This window comes from Paenibacillus pinisoli, assembly GCF_003605435.1.
Classification (GTDB): Bacteria; Bacillota; Bacilli; order Paenibacillales; family Paenibacillaceae; genus Pristimantibacillus; species Pristimantibacillus pinisoli.
This window is the reverse complement of the sequence record NZ_QXQB01000001.1, coordinates 1,186,241-1,206,680: the sequence shown is the minus strand read 5'-3', so window position 1 is coordinate 1,206,680 and position 20,440 is coordinate 1,186,241. Positions and strand designations below refer to the sequence as shown.

The 20,440-nt window shown below is 53.8% G+C and carries 18 protein-coding genes and 1 tRNA gene; 16 read left to right on the top strand and 3 right to left on the bottom strand.

The genetic code is table 11. From position 1 onward, the window contains the following. Position 1 precedes the first annotated feature (1 nt). The 8 genes from D3P09_RS05685 to glpX all read left to right on the top strand — a co-directional run bounded on the left by D3P09_RS05685 (position 2) and on the right by glpX (position 10,321). Positions 2–748, top strand: a complete 747-nt coding sequence (locus D3P09_RS05685; protein ID WP_120107911.1) for a class I SAM-dependent methyltransferase — start codon at positions 2–4, stop codon at positions 746–748. Then, the gene (locus D3P09_RS05680; RefSeq protein WP_120107909.1) at positions 745–1,728 is read left to right on the top strand and encodes an MBL fold metallo-hydrolase; all 984 of its coding nucleotides are present in this window, start codon (positions 745–747) and stop codon (positions 1,726–1,728) included. Before D3P09_RS05685 ends, D3P09_RS05680 begins: the two co-directional genes overlap by 4 nt. Before the next feature lie 256 nt (positions 1,729–1,984). Further along, the gene (locus D3P09_RS05675; protein WP_120107908.1) at positions 1,985–2,932 is read left to right on the top strand and encodes an ABC transporter permease; all 948 of its coding nucleotides are present in this window, start codon (positions 1,985–1,987) and stop codon (positions 2,930–2,932) included. 47 nt (positions 2,933–2,979) lie between these two features. Then, positions 2,980–3,867 (top strand): carbohydrate ABC transporter permease, encoded by an 888-nt coding sequence (locus D3P09_RS05670; RefSeq protein WP_120107907.1) that lies wholly within the window; start codon positions 2,980–2,982, stop codon positions 3,865–3,867. An 88-nt stretch (positions 3,868–3,955) separates the two neighbouring features. Continuing rightward, entirely contained in the window at positions 3,956–5,524 is a 1,569-nt protein-coding gene (locus D3P09_RS05665) for a helix-turn-helix domain-containing protein (protein WP_120107905.1), read from the top strand. Further along, on the top strand, positions 5,521–7,284 hold the full coding sequence (locus tag D3P09_RS05660) for a sensor histidine kinase (RefSeq protein WP_120107904.1): 1,764 nt from the start codon (positions 5,521–5,523) through the stop codon (positions 7,282–7,284). The genes D3P09_RS05665 and D3P09_RS05660 overlap by 4 nt, the downstream gene beginning before the upstream one ends. Positions 7,285–7,427: 143 nt before the next feature. Next, the gene (locus D3P09_RS05655) at positions 7,428–9,134 is read left to right on the top strand and encodes an extracellular solute-binding protein (protein WP_120107902.1); all 1,707 of its coding nucleotides are present in this window, start codon (positions 7,428–7,430) and stop codon (positions 9,132–9,134) included. A 218-nt stretch (positions 9,135–9,352) separates the two neighbouring features. Further along, a complete protein-coding gene (gene glpX / locus D3P09_RS05650) occupies positions 9,353–10,321 on the top strand; it encodes a class II fructose-bisphosphatase (protein WP_120108554.1) in 969 nt (322 codons plus the stop codon). Between the two features lie 70 nt (positions 10,322–10,391). Here glpX and D3P09_RS05645 read toward each other — a convergent pair whose 3' ends face one another. Continuing rightward, complete coding sequence (locus tag D3P09_RS05645) at positions 10,392–10,934, bottom strand: phosphatidylglycerophosphatase A family protein (RefSeq protein WP_387472808.1); 543 nt, start codon at positions 10,932–10,934, stop codon at positions 10,392–10,394. Positions 10,935–11,064: 130 nt separating this feature from the next. Here D3P09_RS05645 and D3P09_RS05640 point away from each other — a divergent pair, with 130 nt between their 5' ends. The 4 genes from D3P09_RS05640 (at position 11,065) to rdgB (ending at position 14,294) form a co-directional block, all read left to right on the top strand. After that, the gene (locus D3P09_RS05640) at positions 11,065–12,132 is read left to right on the top strand and encodes a GerMN domain-containing protein (protein WP_120107899.1); all 1,068 of its coding nucleotides are present in this window, start codon (positions 11,065–11,067) and stop codon (positions 12,130–12,132) included. A 207-nt stretch (positions 12,133–12,339) separates the two neighbouring features. Next, a complete protein-coding gene (locus tag D3P09_RS05635; protein WP_120107898.1) occupies positions 12,340–12,750 on the top strand; it encodes a DUF6843 domain-containing protein in 411 nt (136 codons plus the stop codon). 142 nt (positions 12,751–12,892) lie between these two features. Then, a complete protein-coding gene (gene rph, locus D3P09_RS05630) occupies positions 12,893–13,630 on the top strand; it encodes a ribonuclease PH (protein WP_120107896.1) in 738 nt (245 codons plus the stop codon). Between the two features lie 4 nt (positions 13,631–13,634). Beyond that, positions 13,635–14,294 (top strand): RdgB/HAM1 family non-canonical purine NTP pyrophosphatase, encoded by a 660-nt coding sequence (gene rdgB / locus D3P09_RS05625; protein WP_120107895.1) that lies wholly within the window; start codon positions 13,635–13,637, stop codon positions 14,292–14,294. 256 nt (positions 14,295–14,550) lie between these two features. On the opposite strand, the gene asnB is transcribed toward rdgB, so the two are convergent. Further along, positions 14,551–16,395: an asparagine synthase (glutamine-hydrolyzing) gene (asnB, locus tag D3P09_RS05620; protein WP_120107893.1), complete on the bottom strand. Its 1,845-nt coding sequence runs from the start codon at positions 16,393–16,395 to the stop codon at positions 14,551–14,553. Positions 16,396–16,548: 153 nt separating this feature from the next. Here asnB and D3P09_RS05615 point away from each other — a divergent pair, with 153 nt between their 5' ends. The 3 genes from D3P09_RS05615 to D3P09_RS05605 are packed head-to-tail and all read left to right on the top strand — an operon-like array spanning position 16,549 to position 17,887. Next, the gene (locus D3P09_RS05615) at positions 16,549–16,887 is read left to right on the top strand and encodes a hypothetical protein (protein ID WP_120107891.1); all 339 of its coding nucleotides are present in this window, start codon (positions 16,549–16,551) and stop codon (positions 16,885–16,887) included. Positions 16,888–16,911: 24 nt separating this feature from the next. Next, positions 16,912–17,247, top strand: a complete 336-nt coding sequence (locus D3P09_RS05610; RefSeq protein WP_120107890.1) for a hypothetical protein — start codon at positions 16,912–16,914, stop codon at positions 17,245–17,247. A gap of 49 nt (positions 17,248–17,296) precedes the next feature. Continuing rightward, complete coding sequence (locus D3P09_RS05605; RefSeq protein ID WP_120107888.1) at positions 17,297–17,887, top strand: P-loop nucleotide/nucleoside kinase family protein; 591 nt, start codon at positions 17,297–17,299, stop codon at positions 17,885–17,887. 1,308 nt (positions 17,888–19,195) lie between these two features. Here the strand turns inward: D3P09_RS05605 and D3P09_RS05595 are convergent. Then, a tRNA-Arg gene (locus D3P09_RS05595) sits at positions 19,196–19,272 on the bottom strand. A 229-nt stretch (positions 19,273–19,501) separates the two neighbouring features. Here D3P09_RS05595 and D3P09_RS05590 point away from each other — a divergent pair. Then, positions 19,502–20,377 carry a hypothetical protein gene (locus D3P09_RS05590; protein ID WP_120107885.1) on the top strand — a complete coding sequence of 292 codons (876 nt, stop codon included), beginning with the start codon at positions 19,502–19,504 and terminating at the stop codon, positions 20,375–20,377. The last annotated feature ends 63 nt before the right edge of the window (positions 20,378–20,440 follow it).

The window sequence follows — 20,440 nt, the reverse complement described above, 5'->3', positions numbered from 1 at the left end:
AATGAAACCATGGTATGAACAAAGCTTTGGCAAGGATTATATGATCGTCTACCGCCATCGGGATTGGGAAGAGGCTAACGAGGAAGCCCGGAGGATGGCGATGTGGCTGGCGCTGCCGGAGAAGGCGCGCGTGCTCGACATCGGCTGCGGCATGGGCAGGCATTCCCTTGCGTTGTCGGAAGCCGGCTTTGAGGTGACTGGGGTGGATCTGTCCGATGCGCTGCTGCAGGAAGCGCGGGAGCACGACAGCGAAGGGAGCGTGACATGGAAGCATGGCGATATGAGAGAGCTGCCCTTCGCAGGCGGCTCGTTCGATGCGACCTTTAATCTGTTCACTTCCTTCGGTTATTTCTCGGTTGAGGAGGATAACAAGCGCGTGCTTCGGCAAATCCGGCGAGTATTGCGCGAGGGAGGCGCATTCCTGATTGACTTCCTGAATCCCGCTTATGTGGAGCGGAATCTCATTGCGTGGTCCGAGCGCTTCGACGAGCCCTGCGGATTGCAAATTGTCGAAGAACGTTCGATTGCGGACGGATGGGTACAGAAGGAGATTTCCGTATTCGAGCCGGAGCAGCCTGAACGGGCGCGGCAATATTTGGAGAGAGTGCGGCTGTATCCTTTGCAATGGTTCGAGCAGCACTGCGCGGATTCGGGGCTTAAGCTGGAGCAAGTATATGGCGATTACGACGGCCGTCCTTATGACAAGGAAGAGTCGCCGCGAATGATAATGGCAGGGAGTGCAATATGAGCGAGATTAGAACGACATTAGAGCATGGTTGGATTCAGGTGAAGGTTCCGCTGCCCTTCTCGTTGAAATGGGTGAACAGCTATATCGTGCCGGAGACAGAGGGGGTTACGATTATTGATCCGGGACTCGGCACCTCTGGCGCCAAGGAGCTATGGGCGAATACCCTGGCGGAAGAAGGGCTTGGTTGGGACGACATTAAGCGTATTGTGCTGACTCACCAGCATCCTGACCATTATGGGCTTGCTGGATATATGCAGGAGCGCTCTGGCGCTCCTGTCTATATGACGGAGCGGTCGCATGCTTATACCCAGCGGCTGTGGGGGGAAGGAAGCCGGTTCCCTGAAGCGCTGCGCAGGTTGTACGTACTTCATGGCATGCCTGGGGAGATTATGAACCGCATTGAAGACAATCTGGACGGGTTTGCTGCCCTTGTATCGCCGCAGCCCAAGGTGGAGTACATAGCAGCCGGCCAGCGAATTCAATTGGGCCAGCGGGAGTGGGAGCTGATTGACGCTCCGGGCCATGCGTATGGCGCCTTATGCTTCTATCAGCCTGATATTCGCTGGATGATATGCGGCGATCAGGTGCTGCCCCGCATTACGCCGAATGTGAGTGTCGTGCCGGATGAGGAAGAGGATCCGCTCGAGACGTTTCTCGCCAGCCTGAAGGAATTGAGGGCGTATGACGTCGCCTATGCTTTGCCGGGCCACCGGGATCCATTTACAGACTTCAAAGGCCGAATCGACGAGCTGATTGCCCATCACGCACGGAGGCTTGACAAGATGGCTGAGCTGCTGAAGCAGGAGCCGGGCACTGCCTTTGCGCTATGCGAGACGCTGTTCGGCAGCCGGCTGCGGGATAATCCGCATAATCTCAGGTTTGCCATGTCCGAGACGCTCGCGCATCTGTATTTTTTGGAGCGTGAAGGCCGAATCCGGAGCCGTGAATCCGGAGCCGCACTACTCTATGAATCGATATAAAGCGTGAAGCCCTTCCATGCCGGAGCCGGCATGAGGGCTTCTTTTTTATGCCCATTTGACGCGTTTCGGGTATTATTTAGCTCTAAAAATGTGCGGTTCCGCGATGACCGTTGATTTTGTACAACAATCGTTAATTAGTGTTCTGGAATGGGAGGGCTGCCCGATTTAAGATATTACTATTCCATATCCAAGATTACGAATGAGTAGGTGGTTAGCAGTGTTAGATCGGGTAGCTAAGAGGAAAGATTCAGCAGGCATGCAGCCTAACGCTTCTCTGGACAAAGCCTCGTTCTGGGTGAGGTTTGCGAGGCAATGGGACTATCAACTCATGATTTTGCCGGCCATTCTGTTTCTGCTGATATTCAGTTACGGCCCGATGTGGGGCGTGCTGATGTCGTTCCAGGAATTCAATTTGTTCAAGGGCTTCTGGGAGAGCGAATGGGTAGGCTTCCGCCATTTTGAAATGTTTTTTGAATCGCCGGAGTTTTGGCGCATCATGCGCAATACGTTCGTGATCAGCATCTTGAAGCTGGCCATCGGCTTCCCGGCTCCAATCATTCTGGCACTGATGCTGAACGAGATTGGCGGCGTATTGTTCAAGCGGTTCGTCCAGACGATTACGTATATCCCCCATTTTATTTCGTGGGTTGTCATTTCCGGTTTTGTCTTCTCCATGTTTGCAGTGGATGACGGCGCAGTGAACAACCTGCTGCTCGCCATCGGTCTGATCGACACGCCGATCAACTGGATGTCGTCGCCGAATTACTTCTGGACCATTCTGGTCGGGACGAATGTATGGAAGGAGATCGGCTTCGGCTCTATTGTCTATCTGGCAGCTATCGTCGGCATCGATCCTTCCTTGTATGAAGCGGCAGCCATTGACGGAGCCAGCAGATGGAAGCAGATCTTCACCATTACGCTTCCCGGCATCGCGCCTGTCATCATCATCTTCCTTATTCTCGGCGTGGGCAACGTGCTGAACGCAGGGTTCGAGGACATTATGATGCTCACCCGCAACCTGAACAACGGCATCGTCATGTCGGTCGCGGATGTGCTTGATACGTATGTGTACCAGATGGGCATCATGAACCAGCGATATTCGTACGCGACGGCAGCGGGCTTGTTCAAATCGCTGCTCAGCATCGTGCTTCTGGTCGGGGCTAATGCGATTGCCCGCAAGCTGGGACGGGAGAGTCTATGGTAAGCATGGCATTCGGGACCAAGATGAAACTATCATGAGGAGTGGCGACATTGAAGCTGTCATTAACAGATAAAGCATTGCGCGGCACGATTTACGCGCTGCTCACGATTTTGGCGTTTATTACGTTTTATCCCTTCTGGAATTCGCTAGTCATCTCGTTCAACAGCGGCTCGGATACGGCGCTTGGCGGAATCACCTTTTGGCCGAGGGACTTCACGCTTCAGAACTACGAGATTGTATTCAAGGACAAGCAAATATTCAATGCTTACTTTATTACGATCCTGAGAACGGTGTTCGGAACGGCGCTGTCGATGTTCTTTACGGCGCTATTCGCTTACGGACTATCGAAAAAGGGCATTTTGCTCAAAAAGTTTTATACGCTGTTTGCCATCTTTACGATGTTTTTCAACGGAGGCCTCATTCCGTACTTTATCATCGTGTACAGCTTGAACTTGTACAACACATTTTTCTTCTTGATCCTTCACGGCATGGTCAGCGTCTACAATATGATTATATTCCGGACATTCTTCACCCAGCTGCCGGACGGCATCGAGGAATCGGCACGCATCGACGGATGCTCGAACTTCGGCGTATTTTTCCGGATCGTGCTTCCGGTCTCCGGTCCCGTGCTGGCTACGTTAGGACTATTCACGGCGGTGTTCCTCTGGAATGACTGGTTTATACCGGCGGTCTTTATCAACGATCAGAACCTGGTGCCGCTGCAGACGCTGCTGGTCCAGATCATTAATGCCGGCACAACGGCCAACCTGCTGAACAATCTGAACAGCTATGCGCAAAGCGCGGTGTCCCAGACTGTAACGGTCAAGGCGCTTCAGATGGCGACCATGATGGTGGCGACGCTGCCGATTCTTATGGTATATCCGTTCCTGCAGCGCTACTTCGTCAAAGGCGTGCTGATCGGCTCGCTGAAAGAGTAATACCGCATTAACAATTAAGAGCAACGGGGATATACTGGTATCAGTATATCCCAGTTCGCTTTTTTCTGTTTTCGAGGGAGGAACATCCGTGTATAAAGCAATCGTAGTGGACGATGAAAATTTCGACCTGGAGGGCATGAGGCAGCTAATTCCATGGACAGAGCTGGGCATTGAGGTGCTGCGGTGGGAGAACAAGCCGCTCGCGGCATGGTCGTTCATTGAGGGGAACCATCTCGACATTCTCATTACCGATATCAAGATGCCGATTATGAGCGGCCTGGAGCTGGCCAAGCTGGCGCAGCAGAAAAACAACCGCGTGAAGAAGGTGTTCATCAGCGGCTATCAGGATTTCGACTATGCGAAGCAGGCGCTGGATATGAAGGCGGATGCATACCTGCTCAAGCCGTTGGACGATGATGAACTGATCGATATATTGCGAAGAGTCGTAGCGGAGCTGGATGCGATGAAGGAGGAGGAAGCCTCCGGCATGGACTCCTTCGAGTTCATCCGCAACGATGTGGTGCTGCATCTGCTGGAGGGCGATATGGATGAGCAGACGCTGCATACCTTTCTCCAGAAGTATTCCGTCAATATTCCGCAGACGGCTGCCGCCGCTGTGCTTATTGAGGTGGACCGTGTTCTGCCCAGCCGCTATTCGGAGCGGGACCATGCCATTCTGCTGGATCATACGCTTGAGCTGATTATGAATTATATCGACAAGCGCAATCTGGGCTTGTATTGCAAAGTATCGGATGCGCGAATCGGCCTTATCTATACGGCATCGGAATCTGGCATGACCGGCGAGCTGAACCGCATGATCGACGGGGTCAGGTCGGGCGGTCCGCTTACGGCGACAGTCAGCTTCGGCGATCCCGTGACGGACCGCAGTTCGCTTGTAGCTTCCTTCGGACAAGCGCGCGAGCTGATCGGCTTCAAGATGTTTCTGGGACGGGACCGCCTGATCTTGCCTGGCGAGGCCAAGTGGAATGAGGCGAAGGAGGTTCGGGACGTCAACTCCATTCTGGATCAAATGTTCACAGCGACTGTCAATTATCAGCTCGTGCGCATATGCGACTGCATGGAGGAGCTCTTCCAGCTGGTGAAGACGTTCGAAAAGCCGATACGGGTGTATCACTTCTCGCTGCATATTGTCATGAAGCTGGAGCATTACCTGGAGGGGATGAATGAGAGCTTCAACAGCCTGCTTGGCTGGAGCAATGATTATTTCGATACGATCAACCAGTTCGAGACAGCCCATGATATCCAGTCCTGGCTTCAGCGGACGCTCTTCGAAATCTCTGAGATCTTGTATACGCGCAAGCAAAGCCGGAACAATCGGCTGTTCGACGAAATTACGGGCTATGTGAAGGAGCATCTGTCGGAGGAGATTACGCTGAAGGAAATGGCCAATCATTTTGCCTATTCGCCCAATCATCTCGGCCATATGTTCAAGGTGACGATGGGCGTCAGCTTCAATGAATACATGGCGATGTGCCGCATGGAGAAGGCAAAGGAGCTGCTCCGCAACCATAAGCTGAAAGTATATGAAGTAGCCGATCAGGTCGGTTACAAAAGCTTGACGTATTTCAGCCGGGCATTCCGCGAATATGCGGGCATGACGCCCGGAGATTACAGAAAGCAGGGGGGACTCGCATGAGCCGCCGTCCGGAACGGTTTTTTCCGCTTAGGTACAAGCTGCTGGTGTCGTATATTCTGCTGGCGCTTATACCGGTGCTCGCTATCGGCAGCTATTCCTACTATTATACGATGCATTCCATCGAGGAGCGGACGAAGGATAACCTAAAGGTGGCGCTGGGCCAATTCTCGAACAGCGTGCAAATCCGCATGTCCGATATTATCCGCAGCTCCGACGCCGTCTTCGACGACCAGGTGCTGTCGCGTTATCTGTCAGGATATATTCTGGGCTATGAGCGCCACCAGATTATGACGACCTACGTGCTGCCGAAGCTCGATATGGCTACCGCGCTGCCGAACGTGCAGGTCATGCTCGATGTGTATCTGGACCGGTCTTCGGTCGACGAATATTATTATGATGCGAAAGAAAAGTTTCTGCGGGACGGACAGAGGCAATTCGGCATCCGCTATACGGAACGGATTCAGGATGAGCCTTGGTATATGGAGATGCAGGATCTGGCCTACGACAGCATCGTCTGGCAGCAGATCGGCAATGACAAAGAGTTTCAGAATATCTCGCTGGTCAGGCCGCTCATAGACTATGAGCGAATCGGCAAGATTGGCCTAATCAAAGTAACGGTGAAGCTGAAGGATATATTCGAGGATTATGATTTCAGCGCTTTTGGCGAAGGGATGAAGCTTGTCGTCGTCGATGAGACCAATAAGCTGCTGTATACAAGCTCCATGCCGGAGGAGGAGTACCGGGAATCGATGCTGGTGCAGGCTGAAGCGAGCGGAGATATGCTGCTGGAGTCCCCGCTTGGCATGATGAACGCGCGCATTGCCGTATTGGTGCCGATGGAATCGATGCACAAGGAATCTTTTCACATGAGAAACACGGTCATATGGATCTGCTTGTCCAGCATGCTGGTTGCGATACTGATCAGCATCTTTACGTCCAAAGTGTTCACTTTGAGGTTCGGCAAGCTGGTGCATTCCTTGCAGGCGTTCAAGGAAGGGGACTTGCAGCGGCGGATCAAATACAGGGGCAATGACGAGTTCAGGCAAATATCCGAGGCGTTCAATGACATGGCCTCCACGATACAAAGCCAGATTAACGAGATATACATCAGCAAGCTGGAGAAGAAGGAGGCGGAGCTGCAAATCCTGCATGCGCAAATTAATCCGCATTTTCTCTATAATACATTCTCCTCGATTAGCCGGATGGCCAAGCTTGGCGAGCTCGAGAAGCTGCATGAGATTATCCGGTCGCTGGCGAAGTTTTACCGCATGACCTTGAACCGTGGCGAGATGTTTATTCCGATCGGCAAAGAAATTGAAATCATCGAATCGTATTTGAGCATCCAGAACATTAAGTACGCCGGCCGGATAATTGTCAGGTTCGAGATTGAGGAGTCGCTCCTTGAATACAAGACGGTCAAGTTTGTCCTTCAGCCGTTCGTGGAGAATGTGCTGGAGCATGCCTGGTACGACGATCAGATCGAGATTGATGTAGCCGTCTTCGCTGAAAGCGAAGGGGAGATCGTGATGGAAGTCCGCGATAACGGACTCGGCATGAAGGAAGAGACGATTGCGGCGATCTTCAGTGAATCAGGCAATGGAATCGGGTATGGCATTCGCAATGTCGAGCAGCGGATCAAGCTGCATTTTGGACAGTCCTATGGCGTTGCGATCCGCAGCATGATTGGTCACGGGACAGCCGTACAGCTGCGCATTCCGGCCGTGTCAGAGATTGAGAAGGCTGGCGGTGAAAGCGATTAAGCGCTGGCTCCTGTCCGTCGTAAACGTTTGCAAAAAGCGTCATTGATTTAGTACACATTTCGTTGATTGGGACGATTTTTTGCCTCGGCTATCGATTCTATAATGAGCTTGTAGCACATAATCAAGAGAGGGGCAAATGATTCATGAAGAGCAAAAAATCGTATCAAGCGCTGATCGTGCTGGCGCTTAGCGTCATCCTCGTGCTTAGCGCTTGTTCGAGCAAAAACGACCCGGCTCCTTCGCCAAGCCCGACGGCTTCGCCAAGCGGCAATGAACAAGGCACGGGCAATGAAGGAGGGGACGGCGAGGTATCCAAGGATCCCCGTTCCAAAGTAAAGCCGGTAACCTTCACGCAATACGTGCATTATGACTGGTTTACAGCGCCGTCGTGGGAAGAGCGCCCGCATGGCAAATGGATTACGGACAACCTCGGCGTTACAATAGAGCCGATTCAGTCCAACGGCGCAGCGGCACAGCGCCTCAACTCCATGATCGTATCCAATGAGCTGCCGGATGCGCTTGTACTGGACAAAGGCAAGGACGTAGAGCGTCTTGTGGAAGCCGGCAAGCTGGTTGCGCTTGATCCTTATCTGGAGAAGTACCCTGAGTTTGTCGAGACAATCGGCGAAGAGACGCTGAACATGCTGCGCAGCGCCGACGGCAAGCTCTATCAGATTCCGAACTGGTACATTAACGGCGATCAAGGCAACGGCAACGCGGCGTATATCGTCAATAAGAAAATTCATAAAGATCTGGGCTCCCCTCCGCTGGAGACTTGGGATGACCTGGAAGCTTACTTGAAGCAAGTCAAAGAGAAATATCCGAACATCATTCCATTTGATGCTGGCGAAGTACGCGACGGCTCGGAACTGCAGATGCTTGGCATGCTGTACAGCGGAGCGGCGAACGGCAATACGCCTCATTTCATCTCGCCAGGCGGCGTGTTCGGCGTACCGCAAGGCGACCAAATCGTCTCGATCTTCCAGGACCCGTCCTTCCAGGAAGCGGCGCTGTATACAAGCCGTCTGTTCCGCCAAGGCTTGACGTCCCAGGATATGTTCACGCAGACGCGCGACCAGATCAACGAGAAGCTTAGAGCGGGCAATATCGCGGTATTCGCGGCATATGACGCTGTTGTAGAAGGCATTGGCCGCGAAGCGAACAACACGCTGAAAGCAAAAGATCCGGAAGCAGGCTATGATGTCATCTGGCCGGTGCACAAAGCGGGCGTAGACAAAAATCAAGTATTCCCGTCCGGCTACAACGCACTGGGCTGGAACGTCAACGTCATTACGACCAAAGCTGCCGATCCGGAAGCGATCTTCGCTTACATGAACTGGGCGACCAGCGAGGAAGGCCAGCGCGTATTCTTCTTTGGCCCTCCGGGACTGTTCTACGATGATGTGCAAGACGGCGTGCCGGTACCTAACGATGCTTACATCAACCGCGATCCGAAAAAATACGATGAGCTGAAAATCGGCGAATTCAACTGGTACGGCAATACGGTATATATCGATACTACGAAAGGCAAGCGCGAGAAGCTGCTGCCTGAGGAAGCGCAAGACTGGACAACTGTCGGCCAAGCGACGGTATCGTTCAAGACATCCAAAAATATTACGGAGTTCTCTAACATGACTCCGGTTCCTACTTCGGAGGAAGGCATCATTATGCAGCGCTTGACGGACTACTATAAGCAAGCCGTCTCGCAAATCGTCTTTGCGAAGAGCGATGAGGAAGTGATCTCTCTGATCCAGAAGGCTGACCAAGAGACACAAGGCCTGGGTTATCAGAAGCTGCTGGATTGGAAAACAACGAAGTGGAAAGAAAACCTGGATATCATGAAAAAATAATAGAACTGGAAATCCTCTCTCCATGCGCGGAGGCTGTCTGCAGACGGCTTCCGCCGCAAGGGGAGGGGATTTTTTGTGTTGGGAACAGGCCTCTGCGCATAGTCGAAACGATGATATATGTTGCACGCTAATCGATTATATGTTACACATTATATATAAATATTACGTCATATATCATCCGTTTCGTTTGCTGATATGGGACAAAGGGGAGAATGCGCTTGGAGAGAGAATTAGCCTTGGAGATTGTTCGCGTGACAGAGCTGGCTGCGCTTGCGTCCGCGCCATGGATGGGCAGAGGAGACAAGAACAGCGCTGACGGAGCCGCCACGACAGCGATGAGGACGATGTTCGATTCCGTATCCATTCGAGGCACGGTTGTGATTGGGGAAGGAGAGATGGACGAAGCCCCGATGCTTTACATTGGCGAGGAAGTAGGCAGCCTGCAAGGACCGGAAGTGGATGTGGCGGTCGATCCGCTGGAGGGCACCGAGATTGTAGCCAAGGGGCTGAACAATGCGCTTTCCGTCATTGCGGTAGCCGGCAAGGGGCAGCTGCTTCATGCGCCGGACATGTACATGGAGAAGCTGGCATATGGTCCGGCGCTGGTCGGCAAGCTCAGCATTACGGATCCGATGGAGACGACGCTCCTCAAGGCTGCTGATGCGCTGGGCAAAAAGGTTGCGGACCTGACGGTTATGATTCTGGATCGGACGCGCCATGAATCGATTATAAAGGTGCTTCGCAAGGTAGGCGTGCGCATTAAGTTTCTGTCGGATGGCGATGTGGCGGGCGCTATGGCGCCCGCATTCCCAGAGGCGGGCATTGACCTGTATGTGGGCTCAGGAGGCGCGCCAGAGGGTGTGCTGGCGGCTGCAGCACTCAAGTGTATGGGAGGCGAGCTGCAGGGCCGCCTTATGCCGGCAGATGCGGCGGAATACGGGCGCTGCATCCAGATGGGCATTGAGGAGCCATACCGCGTGCTGACGATGGACGATATGGTCGGGACAGAGGATGTCATTTTTGCGGCGACAGGGGTAACGCCGGGCGAATTTCTGGGCGGGGTGCGCTACTTCCCCGACGAGCGGGCCGAGACGCACTCCATTGTGATGAGGGCGAAGACAAAGACGGTCCGTTTCATCCGCTCCATCCATTACCTGCCGAACAAGCCGCTGCTGCAGCAGGCTTGACCGCTGACAAATGTAAAAAGGCCGCTTCCGAGGTGCGTACACCTTGGGAAGCGGCCTCTTCTATTGCATGCTAGTCAAGCGGCGGCGTAGTGACGCCCTCGCGCTCGGCTTGCTTGCGGTGGGCGATACGGCTTGCTGCGGAAGCGGCGATCGCTCCGACAATATCGTCGAGGAAGGTATGTATTTCGCCGTCGGTTTTGCTGTTCAGCCGAACCAGAATGCCCGGCTTTACTTTATCGACATAGCCGAAGTTCGTAAATCCGATGCTTCCGTATACGTTCACGATCGACAGAGCCAATATTTCATCGCAGCCATAGAGACTTTCATCATGCTTGATCATGTCTTGCAGCGGAGGCAGCAGCTTGCCTTCCTCTGCCAGAATATCGAGCTGAATGCCAGTCAACACGGCATTCTGCACCTCGCGCTTGGACAATACGGCGTCCACATGCTCCAGGCAGTCCTCTGCCGTCAGGCCGGGGAAATAATCCTTCTGCAGGAACAGCACCAGCTCGGCGATGTCCCCTTTGGTCACTCCGCGTTTGGCGAGCCATTCATCCGTTGCGGCAGCTACTTTCGAGCTATTCAGGCTGTAGATATTCGCGTTCTCTTTCAATATGGTTCCCCCTCATGATTTTATGGACAAAACTGGTCTAAAACAGGGAAGGGCTCGTATACATATTACTACAAATGAGGAGTTGTACAAAGGCCGACAGGCTAAAATCAATTGGGGAGGAATTTTCAACATGATTCAGAAAAAATGGATTCGCCGCACCGCATACGTCGCCCTTCTGGCACTGCCCGTTCTGACCGCGGGCTGCGGATTGTTCTCACAGCAGACAAGCAAGTCGATCGACCCGCCGCAGCAGCAGGTGGAGCAAACCGACGGCATCGAGGGCGAAGGAGAACCTACCGGACAGGCTCCGGCCGAAGGAGTAACAGCGTCCACATTGACGGTTTATCTGCAAGATGCGAATGGCTATCTGGCTCCGATTACGGTGCCGGCAGCGCTGACGGCGAAGGATTCGGCGCCTCAGAAGGCGCTCGAAATTATGGTCGACAGCGGCGCTTACGCCTCGCTCCTGCCAGAGGACTTCCGCGCGCTGATCCCGCAGGGGACACAAGTGATGTCCTATGAATACGATCAAGAGCGCAAGGTGGCGAAAATCAACCTGTCCGAGGCTTTCACGAATTATCCGGAGCAGGACGAGCGCGCGATTGTCGAAGCGATTACTTGGACGCTCACGGCTATGAGCGGCATTGAAGGCGTAGAGCTTCAAGTTGAAGGCGAGCCGCTTGAGGCGATGCCGGTGGCAGGCTTCCCGATCCAAGGCGATCTGAACCGCTCGATCGGCATCAACATCGAGCAAGCGGACGGCGTCAGCGTAGCAAGCTCTTATCCGGTTACCCTCTACTTCTCTTCCGAGACACTGCATGAAGAGCAGTATTATGTTCCGGTCACAAGGCTGATTGAGCGCTCCGACTCGACGGCGCATGCGGCGCTGGAGCAATTGATCCAGGGACCGCTGGATAAGAAAAAGCTGACAAGCGTCATTATGTCCAATGTGGAAGTGTCCAACATCGAAGAGAAGGATGGCGTGCTTGTCGTTGACCTGCAAGACGACTCTTATGTCACAGGCCTGCCAATCCCGTCCGAGATGCTGCAGTCCGTCGTGCTGTCGCTAACGGAGAGCACGAAAGCGGCTCAGGTTCAAATCCGGATTAACGGCGAGACGAACCTGGTGGACGACAGCAACAACTCCTACAGCCAGCCAGTCGGCAGACCGCATCATGTCAATGCGCTGAAATCTTAATATCACCCAGCTGAAAGACTGGCCCAAGGGAGCGTATGCTGCCGGGGGCTGGTCTTTTTTATCGTCGCATCTTGCAACTTTGAAGGGCGAATTGGCGTTCTGTAATCAACGCGGCTGCTCACTTTATAGTACAGATTGCCGGTTTGCAGTCAGCGCGGCGATTCATTCACTGGGCTAGATCAAGCGCAGTTGGAGGGAGGAGATTGGATGAAGAAACTGGCACTGATCGCAATGACATTTCTGCTTGCGGGCTGCTTCTCGAACAAGGGGACGTATGATCTTTTTCTAATACCGGAGCATTATGAGGGCGTTATTCGGGTGACTTACAATGTGCCTGGCGCGCCTCTGCTCGCCCAAGAAGGAGAGTATGACGTTATTCCGGTCGACGAGCAAGGACGCTATGACACATCTACTCCTATGTTTGATGCCGGAACGGTTATTAACCAATACTACTGGGTGGACCGGGAGGGCAACCGGACAGCCGTCGATCCGTTATGCGTCAATGTGGGAGGCACAGGGGGCACCGAAATAGACGGTGTACGGACTCATTTTACCGAAATCGAGGTTACGCGAACCCAGTGCGGAGAGGCATTTCAGTTTCATGGTTCTGCTCCTTAATGCAGTACGCGGTAAGGAGAGAAGCAGCGGCGGATCTGGATAACGTAAGCGTGTATTTTGCTCCTGTAGATGCATTCCATCCGGGTCTTTGATAAAATAGGAAGGGTTAAAAATGGATGAATGATTTCAGGAGGCTTATCAAATGAGAAATGACAGCCGGGAGCCGAACCAGCTTCGGCCGGTATCGATGACGACGAATGTAAACAAACACGCGGAAGGATCGGTCTTGATCGAGGTTGGCGACACGAAGGTTATCTGTACAGCCAGCATCGAGGAGCGAGTGCCGCCTTTTATGAAGGGGCAGGGCAAGGGCTGGATTACGGCAGAGTATTCCATGCTGCCGCGTGCTACTCATTCTCGCAACCAGCGCGAGTCTGCCAGAGGCAAGCTGACGGGACGCACGATGGAGATTCAGCGCCTGATCGGCCGGGCTCTGCGGTCTGTAGTCGATCTGAGCGCGCTTGGCGAACGTACGATTACGCTTGATTGCGATGTGATTCAAGCCGACGGCGGCACGCGCACGACGTCGATTACCGGCGCATTCGTGGCACTGGCTCTTGCGGTGCATCATATTTCGAGAACAGTCTCCTTCAATAAATATCCGATTCGCGACTTCCTGGCTTCCGTCAGCGTAGGCGTTATCCAGGAGAAGGCGCTGCTTGACCTGAATTACGAAGAAGATTCCAAAGCGAAGGTCGACATGAATGTCGTGATGACCGGCAGCGGCAAATTCGTCGAGGTTCAAGGCACGGGCGAGGAAGCGCCGTTCTCCCGCGAGGAGCTGAATGAGCTGCTGGCGCTTGGCGAGGCCGGCATCGCCGAGCTGATCGAGAAGCAGCGCGAGGTTCTCGGCGAGGTCGCCGCTCGAATTGGAGGTTAAGCGAATGTCGAACAATTGGCTTGAAGGTCATGAGACGGTCGTCGTTGCTACCAAGAATGCCGGAAAAGTAAAGGAATTTGCCCACGCGCTTCAGAAGCTGGGGAAATCGGTCGTCAGCCTGTACGACTATCCTTCCATTCCGGATATCGTGGAAGACGGGGACACATTCGCGGCTAATGCCAGGCTGAAGGCCAAGGCAACCGGAGATGCGCTTGGCGTGCCTGCGCTTGCGGACGATTCCGGCTTATGCGTGGATGCGCTGGAGGGAAGGCCGGGCGTCTACTCCGCCCGTTATGCGGGCGAGGGCGCATCAGACAGCGCGAACAACGAGAAGCTGCTGCAGGAGCTGGGCCAGATTGGCGCCGAGCTGCCGGAATACCCGTTAAGCGATGGCTCCAAGGCGCTCAGCCGCGCCCAATTCGTATGCGCGCTTGCCCTGTATGACCCGGCAACGGGCGAGTTCATTGAAGCCGAAGGCACGGCTGACGGCATCATTACGGACCGTCCGCATGGCGACGGAGGCTTCGGCTACGATCCGCTTTTCTGGCTGCCGCAGCTAGGCAGAGGAATGGCTGAGCTGTCCAAGGAGGAGAAAGGCGCAATCAGCCATCGTGGCGAGGCGCTGAAGGTACTCATGGCGAAGCTAGGTATTGCTAACGGATAAGCTAGACAAAGAAGCAGCCCAGAGAGCGTCCTGCAAAGGATGATCTTCCGGGCTGCTTTTATATTATGAGTTGGAGGACGAATGGCTGATGCTCAGGATTCTTTCATAGTTATTCGCAGGAACTGCGAGATGACGCCTGACGCCTGATCCACGCCCTTGTCCAGCATCGGCTGGCTGGCGATAGCAAGGCAATAGAATGCGAATAGGGCTGCCGCAAGTCATTATGACTTGAGGGCAGCCCTTCTTTTGGCCTACGTCAACCGACGGAAACGTTGTATTGCTTCAGCCACAAATTGACCTGATACAGATAAGCGAACAGCTGCGGGCCGGACATGAGCTGGCCGAACCAGGGAATGTTCGAGCTGGCGCTTTCCGATTCCGCAAGCTCCCTCACTTTTTTGGCATTGATTAAGGGAAGCAGCGGGGAGGAAGGGTCATTCAGCACATCCAGCAGCAGGCCCTTGACTGCTGTCAAATAATTAGGGTTATGCGTTTTCGGGTACGGGCTTTTCTTTCTCCACAGGACGTCATCCGGCAGAATGCCTTGCAGGGCCTGTCGCAGGATGCCTTTTTCCCGGTCGCCTGAAGCCTTGATTTCCCACGGAATGTTCCAAACATACTCCACCAGCCGATGGTCGCAAAAGGGGACGCGAACCTCAAGCCCTGCAGCCATGCTCATCCGGTCCTTCCGGTCCAGCAGCGTAGGCATAAAACGCGTTATGTTCAAATAAGACATGCGCCGCATCCGCTTGCGGACCTCGTCATCGCCATCCAGCTGCGGAACCTCCGCCACTGCGTCGGCGTACCGGTCGCCGATATATTGCTCTGGCTTGATCCATGCTGCAACCTCGGGGGACAGCAGATCTGCGCGCATCTTTGTCGCAAGCGACCAAGGGAAGGTATCGGCCTTCAGCGCTTCCTCCCGGTGGAACCACGGGTATCCGCCGAATATTTCGTCAGCGGCCTCTCCGGAGATGGCGACGGTGGCGCCTTTCTTGATTTCATGGCAGAAGAGCAGCAGGGAAGCGTCCACATCGGCCATGCCCGGCAAGTCGCGGGCAAGCGTAGCATGGTGCAGCGCTGCGACCAGCTCCGGCGTATCGAACTGGATCGAATGATGGACCGTGCCGAGATGCGAGGTCATCCGCTCGATCCATGGCGCATCGCTGTTGGGCTGGAAGGCATGCGCCTGGAAGTGCTTGTCGTTATCGCGGTAATCCACAGAATACGTATGGACGTTGCCTTGCCCGTTCTTGGCGTAGTAGTTGACTGCAATCGTCGTCAGCGCGCTTGAATCTAGGCCGCCTGACAGCAGCGTGCATACGGGCACATCGGAAATAAGCTGGCGGATGACCGTATCCTCCAGCAGCCCTCTGACATGCTGGGCCGTTTGCTGCACATTATGCTCATGCGGGGTGCTTCGAAGCTGCCAATACGTGATCGTCTTCACGCCTGCACGGTTCACGACCATGCATTGTCCGGGCTTAAGCTCGCTTAAGTCTTTATATACGCCGTGGCCTGGCGTGCGCGCCGGTCCCATGACGAAGATTTCGGCTAGGCCTTCCGCTCCAACCTCCGCTTTGACTGCGGAGTGCTCCAAAATGCATTTTGGCTCTGAACCAAAAATAAACAAATCGTCCCGATTGCTGAAGAATAGCGGCTTCACGCCAAGCCGGTCTCTTGCGAGGAACAGCTCCTGGGCCGTTACATCCCATATGGCAAAGGCGAATATGCCGTTGAATCGCTCCACGCAAGCTCTGCCCCACTCCATAAAAGCGACAAGCAGCACTTCCGTGTCGCAGGTTGTCGTAAAGGAGCGCCCGCGGCTCTCCAGCTCCCTCTTCAGCTCCGGAGCGTTATATAGCTCTCCGTTATAGACGACTACATATTGATCGTCTCCCGTGTACCGAATCATGGGCTGGGCGCCGTTCTCCGGATCCATAACCGAGAGCCGGCGATGTCCGAGCGCGCAGTGGGTTGTAATCCAGGTTCCCGCCGCATCGGGGCCGCGCGGGGCGAGTGTGTCCGTCATGCGCTCCAGATTGTCGCTTTCTCTGGTCAAGTCGCTGTTCCAATCAATCCAGCCGGTTATTCCGCACATCTGTCTCATTCCTCTCTTTGCTGGACTCCAGTTGCGATAATAACAGTTATATGCTGAAAAAAGGGATAAAATGTCTGTCCGGCGGGGGAAGCTAAGGGGGAACGGTATGTCGCTAAGAGGCAATATGATAACGGAAGGAATGGATATGGAATAATGGATGAGCATCGTCACGAAGAAAGATTTGAAGGCAGCAAAACCTTTTATGTATCCGTACAGGCTGGTCAAATATTAGAGGATCAAGGGGCGGCGGCCTACGAGCTGGAAATTCACGCGAACGAGGATCAAGTCAATGCGCTCAGGGAACTGTTTGAAGAGCTGGCGTCTATGGATGAGGCTCAGACCTTTCATTTTGCGGGAAGCCCCTTCTCGCCCGACAATGATGATGTGCTGAACGGCGCGACCGACGACATTATTGGCCGTATCTATCGGCTGCTGCATGAATGCGGCACAAGCGAGACGAAGCGGCATATTGAATCGATGGGACTATTTTAACTGGTGGAAGGAGTGAGAGAAGAAGTGAACGTGAGAAGCGCTCGGGTAAGAGGGATTGTGAGCCGGGATGGCGAGCCATGCGCAGAGGTGGAAGTGGAGACGGATTCGGCATCCGCTCCGGTGGTGCTAGCTTATTTTGCGAATGAGGGCGGAATTGCTGTCCTGCGGTCGGTGCTGCGCAATGATGCGGACCGGGAGACGGACTGGTTCGACAACAATCTGCATCAAGCCTTCGAGGATATTACTTCCTCAGCGATAGAGCCTGGAGAGAAGACAGAGCGGCAATCGCTGCAAGAGAGCATTCTGGCGGACGATGATGTCAGGCGCGATGTGGAAGCTGCGCTTGCTGATACTCTTTGAGAGTCATCCATGGTATAATTTGTCCTAAAAAGTTGTGGGGGCGGATTGGATGCAGAAGCTGGTGTTTTTTGTAGGAGTAGCAGGAACAGGGAAGACGACGGTGGCGCTTAAGCTGAGCGAGTTTATTCCGGCGGCGTTTCTGGACCGTGATACGATTGGCGGGCGATTTGTGGAAGCGATCCTTGAGATGAAGGGGATGGACCCGAAGGACCGCGATTCCGATTTCTATAAGCAAAACTTGCGTGATCTGGAATACGACTCGGCCAAGGATGTCTGTATCGAGAACTTGGCTGCGGGGCAAAACGTCTTTATGATCTCCCCGTTTACAGCAGAGCTGAAAAACCGTGAATGGATCGAAGACGTGCTAGCTGCAGCGAAGCTGACGAAAGAGCAGGTCGATGTGAAGGTTATTGTCGTTACATTGCAGGACATGGAGCTGCAGCATAGCCGAATTGTCGCTAGGGGTACGGAGCGCGATACGTGGAAGCTGGACAATTGGGGCGATTTCCAGAAACGCGTCGATTTTGTGCCGGCCATCAACTGGGACATTCCGGAAAGCAGCATCCTCATCTTCGACAACAGCGGCGAGCTGACTGAAGCGAAGATCGAACAGCTTCGCAAGTTTGCGCTAGGGGAGTAGAATAGTCAGCTAGCGGAACTTGTAGCGCTTGAGGAGCGGGAGAGTAATTAGTGGAGCTTGTTGCGCTTGAGCAGCGGCAGAGTAACCAGTGGAACTTGTTGTGCTTGAGAAGCAGAAGAGTAGTCAGTGGAACTTGTTGAGCTTGAGGAGCGGGAGAGTAACCAGTGGAGCTTGTTGCGCTTGAGCAGCGGGAGAGTAACTGGTGGAGCTTGTTGTGCTTGAGGAGCGGGAGAGTAGTCAATGGTTGTTGAGCTTAAGGTGCGGGCGAGCAGCTGTAGAACATGTTGCGCTTGAGAAGCAGAAGAGTAGTCAGTGGAACTTGTTGTCCATTGATCAGTTAGCTTCGAAGTTTGTTTTAGTTTTGTATCTAGCAAGTATTAGGACATTTGAACCAGGCGGGTTAGCCGTCTACATGGACTCCTCGCGCGATTTGTACGAGGAGTTTTTGTTGCTTCCGTTTCGGGCATAGGCGTAATGGGTACATAGGTGGAGGCTGCAAGCCGACGCGCGGCCAGAGCACCAACTTGTCGCGCCCCGGAGGAACTGCAAGCCGAGAAACTCGGCATAGGGCATCCGCGAGTTGCGTTGAAGAAACTGCAAGCCGAGAAACTCGGCATAGAGTACTCGCGTTAGCGTACGGAGCATCTGTAAGCCGAGAAACTCGGCATAGAGCATCCGCGAGTTGCGTTGGAGAAACTGCAAGCCGAGAAACTCGGCATAGAGTACTCACGGTAGCGAACGAAGCATCTGCAAGCCGAGAAACTCGGCATAGAGCACTCGCCGGTAGCGTACAGAGTATCTGTAAGCCGACAAACTCGGCAAAGAGTACTCGCGTTAGCGTACGGAGCATCTGTAAGCCGAGAAACTCGGCATAGAGCACTCGCCGGTAGCGCACGGAGCAACTGTAAGCCGAGAAACTCGGCATAGAGTACTCGCGGTAGCGTACGGAGCATCTGCAAGCCGAGAAACTCGGCATAGAGCATCCGTGGCCGCGCCAGGAGCGACTGCAAGCCGAGAAACTCGGCATAGAGCACTCGTAGCCGCGCCAGGAGCATCTGCAAGCCGAGAAACTCGGCATAGAGTACTCGCGTTAGCGTACGGAGCATCTGTAAGCCGAGAAACTCGGCATAGAGCACTCGTAGCCGCGCCAGGAGCATCTGCAAGCCGAGAAACCCGGCATAGAGCATCTGTGTGGCACGCCATGGCAATCACCGCTCGCATTCGCACGCCAAACACATTCCTGAACAACAAAAAAAGCTGCTCACAAGCCGAATTTCGGCTCACAGAGCAGCTGTGTGTACAATGCTATGGCGTCCCAGGAGGGATTCGAACCCCCGACAACTCGCTTAGAAGGCGAGTGCTCTATCCAACTGAGCTACTGGGACGCGTGATTAATAATATAGCATGCTCTTTAGAGCTATTGCAAGCCTAATTTTGGATTTTCTAAAAAAAAGTTCGACATTTTTTTCTTGGGACTAGGCGTGGTATAATCGTACGCAAGATTACAGGCTGATTCCTGAAGCAATAAAGGAGTTACTCGAAGGCGGTGTTATCATTACAACTCCTCAAGATCCTCACACAGAGGGCAAAGACAACGTATATCTATTTCCCAGCATGCTGGATCAGTATCAGATTCAATTGACCCGGATGCTGGAGGCGGAGCAATACCGCGAAGCGAAGGAGCTTCTCGCCTTCCTGCTGCAATGCCAAGGGCAGGAGAAGCGGCATTATGAAGAATGGGACAGTCTGCTGGGCTGGCTGGAGATGGCCTTCCCTGACGATACGGAGAGAAGCGCCGGTGCCGAGCCGGACGCAGCGGAGAATGAAGAAGCTACGATGAGAGAGCAATTGCTCAAGCCGCCCGTACAAGACGAGGCTTACATTCATCAGGTGATGTATATTATGCAGCATCATCCCATGATGGATCAGCAGATGCTGGCGCTGGAGAGAGCGGTATACATAGAAGATGGTCAAGTGACTGATACCATATTGCAATGGCTGAACACCGAAACGATTCATCCGCTTCTGCAATTCAAAGCGCTGCAATGCTTGCGCAAGCGCGGGGCATCTGGCTTGCTGATGCTTCAGCGGTTGGACGAGCATGTCGAGCTGGAAATAGAAGCGACACCGCTGTCCCTGGACGAGTTCCCGCAGCCGATCGGCCGCATTTTGGATCGAACGGCGACGGTGGCGGAGACGGATGATCCGACGCTGCCGCATTTTGCCAGGGAGCTGTGGAAGGAAAGCCTGGAATATTTGTACGGCACTTCCGCTTACAGATGGATGCTGCACGACAATGACGAGACGGTCGATTGCTATGCGGCGGCGCTGCATCTGACCCTGAATTTGACGGTCTACGGATCGGCGAACGACGATGATATTCGGGATACATACGGCATTACGGACAGCCTCAGATTCCGGTATGAGCAAGCGTGCAGAACGCTTCGCGGAGTGGCTATGCTGCTCCAATCTGGCGGCGATGAAGGCTAGCCTTGAAAAGCTTGTCCATCTTGTTTATAATGGAATGGTTTATGTAACGTGAAAACTTGTGAT